Origin of the sequence: Fischerella sp. JS2 (assembly GCF_032393985.1) — a bacterium.
Taxonomy (GTDB): Bacteria; Cyanobacteriota; Cyanobacteriia; order Cyanobacteriales; family Nostocaceae; genus Fischerella.
The window spans coordinates 5797253-5812522 of sequence record NZ_CP135918.1; the positions used below are offsets into that span (position 1 = coordinate 5797253).

The window sequence follows — 15270 nt, forward strand, 5'->3', positions numbered from 1 at the left end:
TTTCTCCAAATTAGTTTATTGCACTCGGTAAAGGTAGCGCCAAACCGCATCCCCAACGTTTGAGGGATGGGCCTTCTTTTGGGAACCACTCATCCGACCATTCTTGCCAAGGTTGATTTAGCGGTTCTTTCAATATGTAGACAGTACCCGCAGGAACGGCATAACGTCCGCGAGACAGGAGTTTGGGTTGATCGCGCTGCTGATTTTCACGATTTCCCAAGCGGTAACGAAAGGGTATAGGGCGTTCTGTTAGAAGGGCTTCGACTGACCAAACTTTTTGCTCATCGCTTTGTTGGTCTGGTTTAGAGTATTTCTGTTTATCGCCCTTTTGTAAATAAATAGGTTCTCGATAGGATAGGCGATTAGAACCCCAAACCCCAGGAGTAATTAAAGCAAAACTGTTTTTAATCGTGCGATTGATTTTAGTTGTGATATTTTGAGCTAAGTCAAGACAGCTGACATCGACCATGTGTCCTTCACCACCAAAGCGATACCAACCAGGCTCAAGTTTGGTGTTAGAAAAATAAACCAAACAAGTACCGGGTTCCATTTGGACTGAGTTTTCCAGAAACAAGCTACCCTGCGGTGCTTCTTGGTCATTTTTCTGTCTCACAACTCGACGCTCATCTAGTTCTAGTCGTGGATGTAAATGAGGTAAGAATTTCCAAGGAGCTTTTTTTACTTCTTTAGCTTCATCCCACTGATTGATTGCTAGCCAAGTGTTACTCTCAAATTTGTCGTTCGGAGGTTCTTTGTCCCCATCTCGCCAACCGTAGGATTCCTTATCCTGCTTATCTTTGTATTTTTTCCAGGTTAATTTAGCTTCAATTTTGCCATCTTTAACTAAATAGTTGCGTGGAGTGGGAACATAAAAGTTTTGCTCAGTTGGCTTCAACTCATCTGTGATTCCCCAGAAGGGGCCAGCCAAAAGTAAATCATGAATTTCTGCATCTGTGTAGGAGGCTGCAAATAAACCTGATAAAGTTGCAGTACTGGGAGGAAAATAACTACCAGAACGCCCCACTAAATTTTCTGGCGAGAGAAATTTTCCCGCACTACCATAGAGTAGACCCAGAGGTTCAATTGCTATTAGATATTTGAATGGCGGACGATGAAAATCTTTTGATTTTGCAGAATTATTTTGCAATTCTTCTACTGTTGACATAGCTGAAAGCCCACTTTGGCAAGGTTAATAATCCAGTCGTTAAGTGCTTTGTTGACTTTGGTAATATCTATTTCTTTGGTCTCCAGTTTGTAGTAATTCTTGCGATCGCCTAAAATTCCTGTTTTTACAACTGTTAAATCTGCATTATGATCATGCAGCCAGTTGTTTTTGTCTTTGATGATGTCTACTATTTGCTCTGGAAAATATACCTTAAATAAACCTAAAGCAATATCTGTGCTTCCATTGTCGAAAGCATGACGGGATTCCAAAATGGCGACATCATTATATATATGCGTCCAGTTTTGTTTTCCTTCGCGATCGCAATAACTCGACAACAATCCTGCTTCTAATAGCCACCAAGGACACACCCACTCTAAATAATTACCGTTGTTAAACAAAACCCGAAAAGCAATGCGATCGCGTCCATTATTTTTTGCAGATTTCTCAGCTTCACGGCAATGTTGTAATACATCGCGTTGCGGGATACCAGACGCAGCCCAGACGAAACCAACACTGACAGTAATGGGTTTTTTCTCTGCTTGATTATTATTTTGATCCCATACATCCTTTTTAAAGGTAGTGAAGAAATCAACACAACGCTTTGGTTTCAATTCACCTGCTTGTTTGGTTTCATAAAAAACGCCTAGAAAATCATCACCTCCTGCGTAAACGACACGACAATCTTCGGGTGGGTGATTTTTAAAGTAATCTTTAAAGTCCTTACCCCAGTTCCGCATCAATTCGCTAAACTCGTTGGTTTTACTTGCTTCTTCTGGTTTGTCTGCAAAACTTTTCAAGTAATCACCAGCTTTGTCACCATCCCCAACAAACCAGCCTTGGTGAGGTAGTTTTTCTCTTACAAGCTGATAGCCATCATCAATATATTTAGCCTCGTTGAGTCGGCTGATATCTTTGAAGGAATCAGGGTTGAGGTCTTCTGACAACTCTTGGATTTGCCTAGAAATTTTTGGAAGCTGAGTTTGATCAACTTGGAAAAGCTGTTGAAATCGTTCGATTAATCTTTCTGCGATCGCGTTATGCGTAACTAACCGCTTCACCAATTCAGGAACGTTGAGTTCTTCATTGCCGACAATAAAAGATTCCCCGTATTTTTTACTTAGTTCAACTCTACTAGCCTGTGAAAGCTTTAACCCCATCGAATCGATAAAACTTTCTCCTAGTTTCTTACTTAATTGAGTATAAAACTCCTTAACAGCAGCTTTTTCTGCTTGATAATTGTATTTTTGGGGTTCATGAATACCAAGTCCAGGGTAAGCGATCGCATCCGCACCAGAGAGTGTAGAACTTTCCCCTTGCCAATTTATCCCAGTCCAAGCACGGGAGCGTTTTTTCTCATTCAAGCGTTGACGAACATCACTAATACTTTCACCAGGTTTTCCTTGAACCCAGAAGAATTCCCAAGCATATTTAGTCCACAATCCCCAAATTCTTTTCCAGGATTTATAATCCCATTTTTTACCATCACCTCTGTCTACAACTTGTGCTTCAATCCACTCGCGACAAGTTTCTGTCACGCATTCCCAAGCTGTGTTTAATGCAAATTCGGCATCTTCTTTTTTGAAATCTCCTTGAATAATAATTTGATTCGGCATTCCTTGAGTAACATTCGGTAAAGCTGGAGATACAACTTTACAATCATTGCATTCTGCAACATAGCAAATAGCCCAAGCTAAAAAGGAAAGTAAATAGGAACTCCCGTACAGATCTCGCAATTTGCGAGACTTTTCAATGAACCCCTGAACGGGTGCAAAGGTGATTGCAGTGTAAATGTTGTCTATCATTTAGATATGGTTATTAAGGCTGCTGGAGTTTCAGTAACACCTAAATTTAGCAGGTAGATGGAAAGGGCAATTTCCAGTATTTAGACTAACTTCAGTGAAACAGGAACGCGGTAAGAGCATTTCAAAATTCCCCTTATAACCGCGTTTACCCTTTTTCTCCTCTTTTTATCTGAGTCCTAAATTTAAGGTCTCAGTATTTCTTGTATGGACACCCAGATCACAGTAGCTGCACCTACAAACAGGGTAATAATGCTATCATCACTCAATAACTTCGTTAATTGTTGTAATAGTTGCTGTGAAGTAATTATTTGATGGATTATACTACCACCTGATATCACTGTAAATGTACTAGTTGTCAAAGTGACAAATTGTGGTAAACTCAATTGCCAAGGCTTTCCCAAATAGATTGCAACAACCAAATGACATGTAATATAAACAACAGTTAAGCTAATCCAAACAATTAACTTGTTTCGACACATATAACCCTCATTATTATCTACAAAAAATTTCCAGAGATTCAATCATTACCAAGGCAATTACTTAGGTATGCAAGCATCAAAGAATGCGAATTGATCGCATTACTGTTGAATATGCAAAGCCTCGTTATGTGAGATTAATCTCGAAGTTTGTAGATGAGGTGGTAGGCTCTTTTGTATAAAATATCTGAAAAACTCTCGCTTCTGTTTGATTTTTGTAGCGTTCTTCTGGTGAATGACTTGTAGAAGCAGACTTGGAGTTTTTTCTAATTCTGAGTTGAACTTGCAACCTATACTTATTAAAAAGTATGATTTTAGACCATTAAGCCTTTGCTGGTTTCTGCTGAGGCTTGCTGTCTATTGTGAACATATGATTATCAGGTGTGCCTGTCAAACGTTTAACTGTCACGGTGGGATTCCCCCTTGCAGCGTCTGATATTATCCTTTTCATAGAAAAAATCCTCGTTTTTGAACGATATTTAAAATAAGTCGGTAGGCACAAATAAACTATGTATAGAGGTTATGATTTGAATGATTCTGCTGTTACGCAGTCGCGCCACACCTGAACAACTTGAACAAATGTTGGAACAGCATAAGTTCTACATCAAAACCGCAGTGGATATTGAACGTCAGATGTTGGTTGGTGGTGGTGAGCTGCACGCTGATTGCGAAGAAAAGTTGCTAGATGACGGCAGTAGGCAACAAGACATTTGGGCTGCCAGCTTCATGCCTTTGACTGGGAAAATCATCTATGAGTCTATGGTCAATCTTCGTCCTCGCCAAAACCGCTCAATGGAGATATTGGACTCTAATATTAAAGAAAGAGTAGTGCAAGTTATTATTGAGTTCCTGGAAAACCTATGATCGAAGTGACACCACAACAGCAAATTTTTATACAAGATGATGTTCCTACCCGTTTGCATCATTTAGCTGCACACTTATCACAAATTGAATTTTTGTGGACTCAGGCATCATCCCCAGATTTGATAATGACTTTGGTCAATGAAAGCAGGTACTTTATTGAGTGGACTGTACCAGACATGGTAAAGGCAGATGATATTGACCGAGCCGCAGAGTTAGTTGACTTAATTCGTCTTCTGACTCGTTGGCTATTCCATTGGGACAACTTCTGGTCTGATGCTGAACAAAGGCAATCTGCTGCTAGGCAAACCCAAGATTGGTTGCGTCGGGTTCTGGAGATTTCTGGTAAAGAGCCAGAATCACTTAGTGCGTAGTTATAAATAGAGCTACGTTTTTAATTTTGAGAAATTCAAGTTAAAATTGATTTTATCAAATTTATGTAATTTAAGATAAAATCCTCAATTAATAAAACTCATTAAGTTGAAATTTAAGCTAACATTAAAGAATAGAATCAAATATCTTTGATTCGTACTTAACCCTACCGATTGGGTTAAATTGGATTAGTTGGAAACGAAACGCAATAATCAGGTGTACCTGTTAAATGTTTAATTTAAAAAATACTGAATAGCAAGATGAAACGGTACTAAAATCGAAAATTAAAACACCAAATCATTCTTGCTTTCAGTATTCACTATTTAACTAGATAAAATTTATTTTACGAAAAAACAAAATAATTTTTCGTAACATTATTGTATTGATTTAACACTTCGTCAAATGAATCAATACCTCAGCCAATTTTTGTACCATCGGACGGGTTGATAAATTTTGTCCTCGCTTTAGTCCATATACACTACCTGTAAGTAGCGGATTTTGCTCTAGCAGTTCATTTGTTCTCTGTTTCCAGTCATCACGGAGATATACTTCGTCCTGTTGTGCATCCAATTGGCTATGAATCTTAGCAATCACCTTCAGTCCCAACAACAGACAAAAATCTTCCCACTCAGCAAACTTACTTGTATCTCCTGACAAGATCACCGCATGGGTCGCTGGCTGCATAATGATTTTATTTTCTGGTGAGGTTTTACCGCCAACATCAACAATGTTAATTAACTGGTTAGCGCTCTTGACCCACTTGGCTGCTTCTTGTGCAAATTCTGGGGTCACATCTGCTTTATTGCTGGGTTTTATGTCTTTGGCTAGTGGCTGGTTTTTTTCATAAGTTTCTTGATAATGTGCCCCTTCGCCATCAGGACAAGCGGTAATCACGTAGGGATAAGGTGCGCCCAAATTACTCAAAATTGCCTTTTTTAATGCCTCTCGCAAACAGGACTTTCCAGAACGTGGTGGTCCACACAATACTACTTTGATGATAGAACGCTCTGGTTGGGATTCTTTTGTTTCAATCACATCCCCCACTTTATATTCTGCGGAACCATGAGCAGAGGTGACTATATAGGTTTTGTATCTTATTGCACCAGTTGGTGTACCGATTTTACCGCCAAGTTTTGGGTCAAGTACAGCAACAAGTTCGTATAAATGAACCAGTTTATGGGAGAGAACATAGGCGACAGGGACAGATTGGGGTCCGTCAATCAGGATGCGATGTCCACCGGGAATTTGCCTAGAGTCAATCATCTGCTCTAATTGTTCCAGAGCATCGCGCACAATGCGATCGCCCTGAGCTGGTAGGACACGGTTAAATCCGACTCGTAATACCTCGCCTTCTAGTTTGAGCTGGTAGCTATGCATAGATGATTATGGATGTGTTTTGGAACAGTCTCACTATCGCATAGAGGAGGAAAGGGGGTTTTCCAGGCTTGGAAGGTAAGGTTTCCAAAGGGTTGTTAATGTAGAGTGACAGCTTTGAAAAAACATCTTATGTCTAACCTTGAACAGTTTCCCTTGTTTCCTAACTTTCGACTTTTACAAAATTTAGTCGATGGTTCGCTTAACCAAAGCCAAAATTTGATTACAGCTATGCGGCGATGGAGATTGATCAATTGGTTCTATGGAGATGGAGAACAAAAACCTCACATAGAATCAGAGTCAAAAGACGGATTAACATTTAATGAGTGGTGTCAAGAATTCTTGAAATTGCAGCCCCCTCATCAATCAAATCATCCTCGAGGTAAGTCACTAGAAAAGACTGAAGATATCTTAAAACCTCATAATTCCCAATGTCCTTGTTATAAAACCACAAAAGATTGGCTAGATTTTTACGGAATTTCTGTTGCTCAATGGCAACAAGATGTGCAAAAGCATAGTGCAATATCTAAACAAGTTTTTCAGCAGATATTAAAAGAACGTATATTTGCTAAAACTCGTAAAACTCTACAAAATGATATTAATTTCCTTAAAGATAGGGAGTGGATTCAATTTGAATACTCTTTATCTAAAAGACAAAATGAAATTTATCAAGTTGAGCAGTTACCTAGTTGGATGGCAGAAGAATCTCCTCAATCAACACAAGAAGAACCTAATTTTCTTGGTGGCTTAAATCCTACTGAATTAGCTGACTTAGCTCAGGCTTTAGATATGCTAACTTTTCTCGACCCTAAATTAGCTCCAATTGCAGACCGAATTTCTCAGGAAGTTTCTGGAACCCGCCGAGTTTTTTTACATGTTGATTATATTGTTCCTGAAGATATTCAATTTGAAGTTGATGACCTTCAAGATAAATTACAAGAAAATTGGCGTTCAGATGAAATTAAGCCAATCTTATTTAATTATCACAGCGCTCGGTTAGGTAAAAGGGAGTGCCTTGTCTATCCTGTCTGTATTTACTATGTTCAACGTGCTAAATATCTTTGTGCTTATGGCATTAATCCTGATGGAAATATGAACTGGTATAACTATCGTCTTGAGCGTATTAAATCAGAAAAAATTTTAGAGTGGTCAGATGCTCGTATTCCTGAGTTTTTATTGGAAAAATATCGCGTCAACAATCTTCCTCTACCCCAAGATGTTCAAGATGATATGAAAAAAGTTTGGGGTTTTGATTTTTATCAGCCCTCTCGTTTGATGTTGCTTCGCTTCAACCGCAATTTTCACGATTCGCACATTAAAGATACCTTTCGCCATGAAACATTCACTCTTGTAAAATCCCATCGGGGAAAGCTTTCGTTAATCCAAAAATATGCTAATAATTCAGAACAAGAAAAGCAACTCATAGAAATTTTGCAGCGTTTTCCAGAGGATGCTTACTATACAGCTATGTATCGCGTGAATGATAACAATGTGATTATGCGTTTGAGAGCTTGGGGTCCAAATGTAGAGATATTGTTACCTGGAGATTTACGCTCGCGCATGGCGAAAGACATTCAAGAAACTTGGAAATTTTACCAAAATTAAATTAATTTCGGGTCGGGTTGAATGAAAGTTAAATCTATTCTCTTCCCCATGATTAGGTTGAATTTTGTTTCCTCAACTTAACCAGCATCATTCTAGTTGAATGATAGTTAAAGCCTATATAAATACATACCGAAAAAATCATGAGTTCAAACGCCTTAAAAAAACCCAAATTAACCTACCGCTTTGAGTTAGCCTTAGTCTATGCAACTCGACTCCATGCTAACCAATTCAGAAAAGGTAGTGATATTCCCTACATTAGTCACCTGTTGAGTGTGGCAGCACTAGTATTAGAAGATGGTGGTAGTGAAGATGAAGCGATCGCAGCTCTACTCCATGATGCAATAGAAGACCAAGGTGGGGCAAAAACTCGTGAAGAAATTCGTCAACAGTTTGGGGAAAAAGTAGTCAGTATTGTTGATGGGTGTACTGAATCAGAAGTTATTCCCAAACCTCCTTGGAAAGAACGTAAACAAGAATATATAGAACGAATGCGTCATGTTTGTCCTGAAGTGCAACGAGTTTCCCAAGCTGATAAATTACACAATGCCCGTTCAATTTTAACGGATTGGTATCTCCAAGGAGAAACTGTTTGGAATAAATTTAAAGGAGGTAAAGAAGGAACACTCTGGTACTATCGCAGTTTGTTAGCAGTGTATACTGAAGCGGGGTCAAGTTTTCTGAGTGAGGAATTAGGGAGAGTTATTGCACAATTGGAGCAAGTTGCTTCGATATGAAGCAACAAACTCCGACAGGCAGATTGTGGAGCAGTATCATCTGGAGAGCTAAAAAGCTAGCAATAAAAGACTTCCCCATTGAAGGTCTGCCTGCAACTATGGTGAGTGTGCCGCCTTCAAATCCCACTATCAATTTGTCTAAGTCATGCAGTCCTGTTGGGTAAATAGGGTTGGATGACTCTAATTCTGAGTAAGCAGCAGCAGTAATTGTGCTGTTATGCTCAGTGTTCGTACAAAATCTTTCATTAGAAATTTGAAAAATTTTCTGTTCTGAGTGGTCAAGTATAATCGGCAACTCAGTTTCTGTGTCATAGCCGAGCTGCACAATTTCTAACCCGGCTTTAATCAACTGCCGCCGCAAATACTTGTCCATGATCAACGCTGCTAAAGCGTCGATGTTGATTGCTGATACCGTGCGGTCTACAAGGGACGCAAGTTTATTTCTGCCGCCAATGGGTGTAAGTAAATCACGCTCAGCAAGCCAGTTTGTAACAGAGAGCAAATCTGTAGGTTTGCCTTGGTTATGAAGACATAGCGCTGCTTGGTAAATATCTTTGTGGGGATTGATATAAAAAGCTTCTGGAACCAAATAATCGCTTATCCTACCCATTGCTTCTGGGTCAAGCATTATCCCGCCTAAAATCGCTTCCTCTACTTCGATGTTTTGGGGTGGTAGTCGGTCAAGGCCAATCACGTCGTACCTCCGTTATTCTCACGATTTTGGCTTTGCGACTCTTCCCAAGCTCTCTGAGCCTGTCGCTGCTGTTGTTCAAGTTCTCGGCGAAATTCGTCTAGAGCATTTTTGGCTGCAACCTGAGTTTTAGTTTTTTTGACTTGTGCTTGTTTTGAAGCTAGATACTTTTCGTAATAAATCTCCCAACGGTTTTGTCCGGCTTTGTTTTTATGTGCCAGCCAAGCTTCAATGTCATTTACTTCTTGGCTAAGGTTCTTTGTCTTTTCCTGACAAAAATTCAAAAAATTCGCTCGCTCCTCTTCTGAGAGAGTCTTTATAAAATCTGAATAAGTATGATTGATCTGAGAGATGCTAGGATCTTTGCCTGACAAGGGTTTCAGAGGAGTTTTACACGTTGCACGTGCTAAAAAGCTGGCGTGAGGCGTTTCCCAACTTAGTCAGCTACACAAGGTTTGTGGAACTGATGCCTTGGTGTTTGATATTATTGTGTTGTTTCTTACATACACGCACGGGAAAGGTTACAGGGATTAGTTTTATCGATTTGACCCCAATAGATGTTTGTCACAATTGTCGCTCCCATGCACATAAAGAAAGTGTTTAAAGGATTAGTTAAATGGGGTAAGAATTCGGTAGGGTGGCACTTCAGCTTTAAACTTCATTTAATTATTAACGACTGTGGAGAATTGTTGGCATTCAAACTAACTCCTGCAAATGTTGATGACCGTCAACCAGTCCCAGACATGACTAAGGACTTGATTGGTAACGCCAGTTGCTTCAAGTCGGCAGAGCCGCCCAACGTACTGGCTCAACTATTTGGTGACAGGGGATATATCTCACAAAAACTTTTTGAGGAACTATATCAACGAGGGTTACAGTTAGTTACTAAATCTAAAAAGAAGATGAAAAACCGTTTGGTAAAAATGATTGAGAAAATTCTTTTACGCAAACGCGCAGTAATTGAGTCTGTTAACGACCATCTCAAAAATATGTGTCAAATTGAACACCCTCGACCTCGCAGTGTGTTTAACTTTTTGGTCAATCTGATGGCTGGTTTGGCTGCTTACACCTATTTGCCCAATTAACCGTCGATTGACATTTATCCAAAAGATTTGCCTGCCCTGCCTCCTGCCATTTTTTAGTTCGTCGAACTCACGTTAAACAGACTAGCAACAACCGCACTCCCCTAATTGCTGCTGGAATTTTTTCAGGTTTGGGACTAGGAGGGTTCGTTGATGGTATTCTGCTGCATCAGATTTTGCAATGGCATCATATGTTAAGCAGCATTCAACCCTTGGTCAGCAAATCTAACATAGATTTAAACATGGTTTGGGACGGTTTGTTTCATGCGTTGGACTGGATAATAACCGTTATCGGAGTGGTGTTGCTATGGCGTGCCGGAGGACGCGATGATGTACCTTGGTCAGCAAATACCTTCGTTGGATCTTTACTCATCGGTGGTGGATTATTGAACCTAGTTGAAGGATTAATAGACCATCAAATTCTTGGTATTCATCATGTCAAAACAGGAGTGCATCAATTAGCTTGGGATTTAGGATTTTTAGGTAGCGGTGTGTTGCTAATTGTAATTGGGTGGTTCATGCTACAAGCCTTTCCCCAAACAACTGATAAGTAGGTAACAAGGGGGAAGATTTGTCTCAAGAATTTTGTGAAATGGTATCAACTATCGAAAAAATTCCAAGCGATACCTATACAAAGCAACTGGACGAGAACCAGCTTTAAAATAATCGGGATCTTGTGGTGAAAGGTAAACAGCAGTAACTTGATCCCCTTCTATAGCTGGATTAGCAGTAGATAAATTGCGGTAAGCAGTTGTAGATTCTACAGAGTTGAAATAGGGACGTCCACCACCTTTAAATAGTTGTTGAAAAACTTCGGTTGTTATAAACCTACCATCGGATGTAGTTTCTGTAGCCCGTGCAGAAACAATTGAAACTAGCTGGCGTTCATGACGTAAAAAGGTTATCTGCCGATTGGGTGAATCTGGATCTACTTTGACACAGATGACAGCTGCGTCGCCCAAATAAGCCCGTGCCAAATTTAATCCGTTAAACGCTCTATCCGCAACTACTGCTGATTTAGTATTTGCAACAGAATTAATTTTTAACCCAGCAACAGGTGTGGTTTCTCGTACAAATCTTACTGGAAATTTAAGAGGTCGATTCAGATACTGACGATTTCCCTCAAACCCAGGAGTGACAATATCAGGAGCTAAAGGTGCAACCATATCTACAAGGGTGCTAACAAGTTGCCAATCACCCGCCATCCAGTCAGGATATACTAAATCTCCCACAGCAGGTTTTGTGGAAGTTATTTTTTCCCAAATAGGGAAACTATCTAAACGTTTGGCTAATTCTCCTGCTTTTGCATCTCCACTCCACAGCAGGAATAAAAAAATCAAGCAAAAACTCCAGATTTTCCTCATGTTAACTATCAGCACAATAATTTGCAAAGTGTAAATTTTTTTTAGATTAAAAGCTCATCTAATTAGAAATTATGTTGCAATTTCGTTACTAAATTTAGCTATCCAATAAACAAACTCAATAAAAACATTGCCTGATGACAAAACTACTGAAGTGTGTGTGGTCTTCAAAGTCTGTTTTTCTGCTTAAAGAAGCTGAATGAGAAAAAGACTCATAATTTGGCTAAGCCTGCGTATTTTCTACATGTTTTGTCTAAAAGTAATGTAAATTGATGCTTTTTTGCTTGATATTAGTATCCATTAAGTGCTTAAGAAGTATAAACAGATAAAATTTAAAGTTTTAATTTATACTTGTAAAATCGTTTTTCTAGTGTTATTACTGAAAACATATCAAAAATAAATAGTTTAATTAGTAAAATTACTCATTCTAATAAGCGAATTCTATATTTATACTTCTGAATGATGTGACAACAAAAATGTAAATAATTTTGCAAAATAGCAATTATCAACCTTGCTTATTGGTAAAAAGTTGTTAAAGTAAGATGTGAATTTAATTGAGAACCGAGAACTTCTCATTGTTGAATAGTAGTCAGTTAAAACCGACAGGATATTCAGTTATTAGGGTGTAATCTTTCATAAATTACTTTATTTATGTTTGGATGAACTAATGAACTTATCTAGTTCCTTCACTGACTTTTCTTTGGCTGAGTTATTTCAAATAATTGACAAAGGCAGAAAATCTGGGTGTTTAAGTGTATGTACTTTACCAGATATTCATACTCCTGAATCGAAATCGCAATATTATTACATTTGGTTCAAACAGGGGCGTGTAGTTGCAGCAGCTAATCGCTTAAATGGTCAGGGTTTAGTCTACAAAATTACTCAAAGAAAGTGGTTAAATCAGCCATTAATAGAACAATATCGACAAATATTTTCCACTGACAAGCCTCTTGGTTTATATCTGAAAGCACAAGGATTACTCAACACTGAACAATTAAATTTATTATTTGCAAGTCAACTTCATCAGGTGCGACAGTTATTTGAAATTCAAAAAGGTGTATTCAAACTTGATAGCAAAGCACCTTTGCCTACTCAAGAAATGACAGGGTTAAGTCTGAAGGCTACAGAAGTAGCTCTCATGGCTTTAAGAACACTAAAAAACTGGAAAATATTAGCTGATGCACTTCCAGATGCTAGTTCTGCTATACGCAGTATTGCCCAAGGTAAACCACAAATTCATTTACATGCTTTAGAGTGGCAGGTGTGGGAATTCGCTAATGGTAGTGTTGCTTTAAGTGCGATCGCATCTCAACTCAATCAACCAATAGCTTTAGTTCAGCAAGCAGCTTTTCGGTTAATATTAGCTTGTTTAGTGGAAGAATTTCCCTTGATATCATCAACACTAGAACTGAGTGATTACCCAGTAGATTTAAACTTAGTTAATTCCTTTGAATTACGACAATCTCCAGTCATGGAAACAATCAAGCTCAGCACTTTATTTCTACAGAATCTCGTTGGCTTTTTGAGGAGTAATAATTGATGGAAATCCTACGCATTGTAGTAACTGGAGGCGTAGGTGCAGGTAAAACAAGCTTGATTCGTACCATCAGTGAAATAGAAACGGTAGATACCGATAGAAAAGCAACTGATGAAATTGCACTCCTGAAAGACAAAACTACAGTTGCATTAGACTTTGGGCGATTAACTATCGCACCCAACCAATCGCTACATCTTTATGGCACACCTGGACAAGCACGCTTTGATTTCATGTGGGATATCTTAATTCAGAAAGCCCATGCCTACATTTTGCTAATTGATGCACACCGTCCAGAACATCTGCGCCATAGCCGAAAAATTCTTCAGTTTATGAAGCATCGAGTACAAATACCATGTTTAATAGGGTTAACTCATACAGATTGCCCTGATGCTTGGCAGATGGAAGATATAGCCTTAGCTGTGGGACTATTAGACGAAAACAACAGATTACCGATAATATCTATTAATCCTACACAAGCTGCTTCTGTAAAAAAAAGTTTAATTGCCTTGTTGGAAGAATTTGCTAAATATTACCAGTATTCCACAGAATAACAAGTTTGACTTGTGTAACGTTTTTTGTAAATCTTTACCTTCTGCCTTCTGCCCTCTGCCTTCTGCCTTCTGCCCTCTGCCCTCTGCCTGTCTTAGTAAAAGATAAGACAAGTAACAATTTTTATCCTGTTATCCGGAATTTTCCTTGTTACTTGTACTTGAGTTGTCTCAATTCTTGGAGTCAGCTATTGACCGCAGATGATGCGATCGCCATCACGCTATTCATAGTCTGCTGTTTAACTGCTATGCCTCTGGGCTACTTACTAAAGCTACTTACCAGGGCATTTCAGAAAAAACCCTCTGTGTCGCTAGAATCACACTTGTTAACAAAAACACATTTACCAGAATCAACAATTGCGGAAAATACAGCACACTCGTTACCAGTGGTAACAGTAGACTCTGTATTCACAACAACAGCCCAGAAGACTCATGCATCTGTATTAAATATTGTAGAGGACAAATTCATGATTAACGTCTCAATGTTGCAAGACGAACTGCAAAACTTTGTGTCTGGAACCTCTGATGTTCAAGGTGCGGCTTTAGTAAGTCCAGATGGCTTAGCTTTGGCTTCTGTGTTACCAGGTGGGATGGATGAAGAACGAACTGCTGCTATGTCTGCATCTATGCTGTCCTTGGGTGAACGCATTGGCCGTGAACTGGTTCGTGGCAATGTAGAACGTATTGTTGTGGAAGGAGAAAAAGGCTACGGCGTCTTAGTTGCTTGTGGTAGTGATGCAGTTTTATTAGTACTTGCTGGTGCAGGAGTCAAACAAGGTTTACTGTTTCTAGAAGTCAAACGCGCTGTATCTAGAATTGCGCCTTTGTTAGCCTGACTAGAAACACAAAACAGTCCATACACAAGTGTTTGGATTACCAATTTCATTTCTTAAGTTTCCCATCTCAAATTGCATTAAATTTACAGGAGCATCACAGATGTTACGTCCTACCTTAGGGGATTTTAGCAGTATTATCTGTTTTAAAGCAGCAATTACAGGTATGGAAGAAGCTTTGGGCGAAAAAGCAACTGCGATCGCTTTAACTGCGGCAGGTCGTTATCGTGGCAAAACCTTAGCTCAAGAATTAAACCTAGCAAACTCGTCAATGTCCTTAGAGGAACTGGCCGACAAACTCAATCATGTTTTGGGTAAAGATGGTACTTGTCTGTGTATAGTCGAGAAAATTTTCCAAGAAAATAATGAGGTAATCAAGGTAAATACATCAGAAACCTTATGTTCTGCGGGCGAACCCCAAGGTTCACAGCGTAAATGTACTTATACTCTTGGTGCTATTTGGGGTGTACTAGAACAAACTTTTAATCAACGCCTGCAAGGCAAGCATACCGAATCTGTATTGCGCGGTGGCAAATATGATGTATTTGAATTTACCAAATTGTCATAGGTTAATTGTTTCGTTGTTAGTTGATATTGCTTACTAATAACTTCCCACTACTACCAAGTGAAAGCAAAATAATATTTCAGGGTGCATTATTCACATACCCTGCACTACCAGAAATCAATTTAATTTGTTGATATTTATTTTACAATGAACTTTATTAGAGGAAAAACGAACACAAATGCACACAGATAAGCACAGATATAGCAATCATATCTGATTTATAAAAATTGAGAAAGCCATATCCCTGACTTCTTGTAAACACCC

Annotated in this window: 14 protein-coding genes and 2 pseudogenes; 10 read left to right on the forward strand and 6 right to left on the reverse strand. The window is 39.0% G+C overall.

What is annotated here, in order from left to right; genetic code table 11:
• Nucleotides 1-10: 10 nt before the first annotated feature.
• Both RS893_RS24860 and RS893_RS24865 read right to left on the reverse strand, forming a co-directional pair.
• The gene (locus RS893_RS24860; RefSeq protein ID WP_315788314.1) at nt 11-1165 is read right to left on the reverse strand and encodes a type III-B CRISPR module-associated Cmr3 family protein; all 1155 of its coding nucleotides are present in this window, start codon (nt 1163-1165) and stop codon (nt 11-13) included.
• Nucleotides 1153-2967: a Cas10/Cmr2 second palm domain-containing protein gene (locus tag RS893_RS24865; RefSeq protein WP_315788315.1), complete on the reverse strand. Its 1815-nt coding sequence runs from the start codon at nt 2965-2967 to the stop codon at nt 1153-1155. Before RS893_RS24865 ends, RS893_RS24860 begins: the two co-directional genes overlap by 13 nt.
• Before the next feature lie 1007 nt (nt 2968-3974).
• Here RS893_RS24865 and RS893_RS24870 point away from each other — a divergent pair.
• Nucleotides 3975-4307 carry a DUF5674 family protein gene (locus RS893_RS24870; protein WP_315788316.1) on the forward strand — a complete coding sequence of 111 codons (333 nt, stop codon included), beginning with the start codon at nt 3975-3977 and terminating at the stop codon, nt 4305-4307.
• Nucleotides 4304-4678 carry a hypothetical protein gene (locus RS893_RS24875; RefSeq protein ID WP_315788317.1) on the forward strand — a complete coding sequence of 125 codons (375 nt, stop codon included), beginning with the start codon at nt 4304-4306 and terminating at the stop codon, nt 4676-4678. Before RS893_RS24870 ends, RS893_RS24875 begins: the two co-directional genes overlap by 4 nt.
• A 385-nt stretch (nt 4679-5063) precedes the next feature.
• Here RS893_RS24875 and RS893_RS24880 read toward each other — a convergent pair whose 3' ends face one another.
• Nucleotides 5064-6053, reverse strand: coding sequence for a CRISPR-associated protein Csx3 (locus tag RS893_RS24880; RefSeq protein WP_315788318.1), 990 nt, complete (start codon nt 6051-6053; stop codon nt 5064-5066).
• Between the two features lie 129 nt (nt 6054-6182).
• Between RS893_RS24880 and RS893_RS24885 the strand changes: the two genes are divergently transcribed.
• Together RS893_RS24885 and RS893_RS24890 are read left to right on the forward strand one after the other, a co-directional pair.
• Nucleotides 6183-7655, forward strand: a complete 1473-nt coding sequence (locus tag RS893_RS24885) for a TIGR03985 family CRISPR-associated protein (RefSeq protein ID WP_315788319.1) — start codon at nt 6183-6185, stop codon at nt 7653-7655.
• Nucleotides 7656-7795: 140 nt separating this feature from the next.
• A complete protein-coding gene (locus RS893_RS24890; protein WP_315788320.1) occupies nt 7796-8389 on the forward strand; it encodes an HD domain-containing protein in 594 nt (197 codons plus the stop codon).
• A 13-nt stretch (nt 8390-8402) separates the two neighbouring features.
• Here RS893_RS24890 and RS893_RS24895 read toward each other — a convergent pair.
• A pseudogene (locus tag RS893_RS24895) lies at nt 8403-9080 on the reverse strand (DnaB-like helicase N-terminal domain-containing protein); the annotation flags it as partial.
• Nucleotides 9080-9364: a hypothetical protein gene (locus RS893_RS24900; protein WP_315788321.1), complete on the reverse strand. Its 285-nt coding sequence runs from the start codon at nt 9362-9364 to the stop codon at nt 9080-9082. The gene RS893_RS24900 and the pseudogene RS893_RS24895, both read right to left, overlap by 1 nt.
• A 98-nt stretch (nt 9365-9462) precedes the next feature.
• On the opposite strand from RS893_RS24900, the pseudogene RS893_RS24905 reads away from it, so the two are divergent.
• A pseudogene (locus RS893_RS24905) lies at nt 9463-10165 on the forward strand (IS982 family transposase); the annotation flags it as partial.
• Nucleotides 10166-10269: 104 nt separating this feature from the next.
• Entirely contained in the window at nt 10270-10716 is a 447-nt protein-coding gene (locus RS893_RS24910; RefSeq protein ID WP_315792090.1) for a DUF2243 domain-containing protein, read from the forward strand.
• A 48-nt stretch (nt 10717-10764) separates the two neighbouring features.
• Here the strand turns inward: RS893_RS24910 and RS893_RS24915 are convergent, their stop codons facing one another.
• The gene (locus RS893_RS24915; RefSeq protein WP_315788323.1) at nt 10765-11526 is read right to left on the reverse strand and encodes a DUF6816 family protein; all 762 of its coding nucleotides are present in this window, start codon (nt 11524-11526) and stop codon (nt 10765-10767) included.
• Between the two features lie 664 nt (nt 11527-12190).
• On the opposite strand from RS893_RS24915, the gene RS893_RS24920 reads away from it, so the two are divergent.
• The 4 genes from RS893_RS24920 to RS893_RS24935 all read left to right on the forward strand — a co-directional run bounded on the left by RS893_RS24920 (nt 12191) and on the right by RS893_RS24935 (nt 15009).
• Nucleotides 12191-13063, forward strand: a complete 873-nt coding sequence (locus tag RS893_RS24920) for a DUF4388 domain-containing protein (protein WP_315788324.1) — start codon at nt 12191-12193, stop codon at nt 13061-13063.
• Nucleotides 13063-13611: a GTP-binding protein gene (locus RS893_RS24925; RefSeq protein WP_315788325.1), complete on the forward strand. Its 549-nt coding sequence runs from the start codon at nt 13063-13065 to the stop codon at nt 13609-13611. Before RS893_RS24920 ends, RS893_RS24925 begins: the two co-directional genes overlap by 1 nt.
• Before the next feature lie 245 nt (nt 13612-13856).
• A complete protein-coding gene (locus RS893_RS24930) occupies nt 13857-14444 on the forward strand; it encodes a roadblock/LC7 domain-containing protein (protein ID WP_315792091.1) in 588 nt (195 codons plus the stop codon).
• Nucleotides 14445-14544: 100 nt separating this feature from the next.
• Nucleotides 14545-15009, forward strand: coding sequence for a hydrocarbon-binding protein (locus tag RS893_RS24935; RefSeq protein ID WP_315788326.1), 465 nt, complete (start codon nt 14545-14547; stop codon nt 15007-15009).
• Nucleotides 15010-15270: the final 261 nt, after the last annotated feature.

What these genes read in the sequence shown, in the direction of transcription:
- RS893_RS24860 (WP_315788314.1), bottom strand. Translation starts at nt 1,165, where the DNA reads ATGTCAACAGTAGAAGAATTGCAAAATAATTCTGCAAAATCAAAAGAT.
- RS893_RS24865 (WP_315788315.1), bottom strand. Translation starts at nt 2,967, where the DNA reads ATGATAGACAACATTTACACTGCAATCACCTTTGCACCCGTTCAGGGG.
- RS893_RS24870 (WP_315788316.1), top strand. Translation starts at nt 3,975, where the DNA reads ATGATTCTGCTGTTACGCAGTCGCGCCACACCTGAACAACTTGAACAA.
- RS893_RS24875 (WP_315788317.1), top strand. Translation starts at nt 4,304, where the DNA reads ATGATCGAAGTGACACCACAACAGCAAATTTTTATACAAGATGATGTT.
- RS893_RS24880 (WP_315788318.1), bottom strand. Translation starts at nt 6,053, where the DNA reads ATGCATAGCTACCAGCTCAAACTAGAAGGCGAGGTATTACGAGTCGGA.
- RS893_RS24885 (WP_315788319.1), top strand. Translation starts at nt 6,183, where the DNA reads ATGTCTAACCTTGAACAGTTTCCCTTGTTTCCTAACTTTCGACTTTTA.
- RS893_RS24890 (WP_315788320.1), top strand. Translation starts at nt 7,796, where the DNA reads ATGAGTTCAAACGCCTTAAAAAAACCCAAATTAACCTACCGCTTTGAG.
- RS893_RS24915 (WP_315788323.1), bottom strand. Translation starts at nt 11,526, where the DNA reads ATGAGGAAAATCTGGAGTTTTTGCTTGATTTTTTTATTCCTGCTGTGG.
- RS893_RS24920 (WP_315788324.1), top strand. Translation starts at nt 12,191, where the DNA reads ATGAACTTATCTAGTTCCTTCACTGACTTTTCTTTGGCTGAGTTATTT.
- RS893_RS24925 (WP_315788325.1), top strand. Translation starts at nt 13,063, where the DNA reads ATGGAAATCCTACGCATTGTAGTAACTGGAGGCGTAGGTGCAGGTAAA.
- RS893_RS24930 (WP_315792091.1), top strand. Translation starts at nt 13,857, where the DNA reads ATGCCTCTGGGCTACTTACTAAAGCTACTTACCAGGGCATTTCAGAAA.
- RS893_RS24935 (WP_315788326.1), top strand. Translation starts at nt 14,545, where the DNA reads ATGTTACGTCCTACCTTAGGGGATTTTAGCAGTATTATCTGTTTTAAA.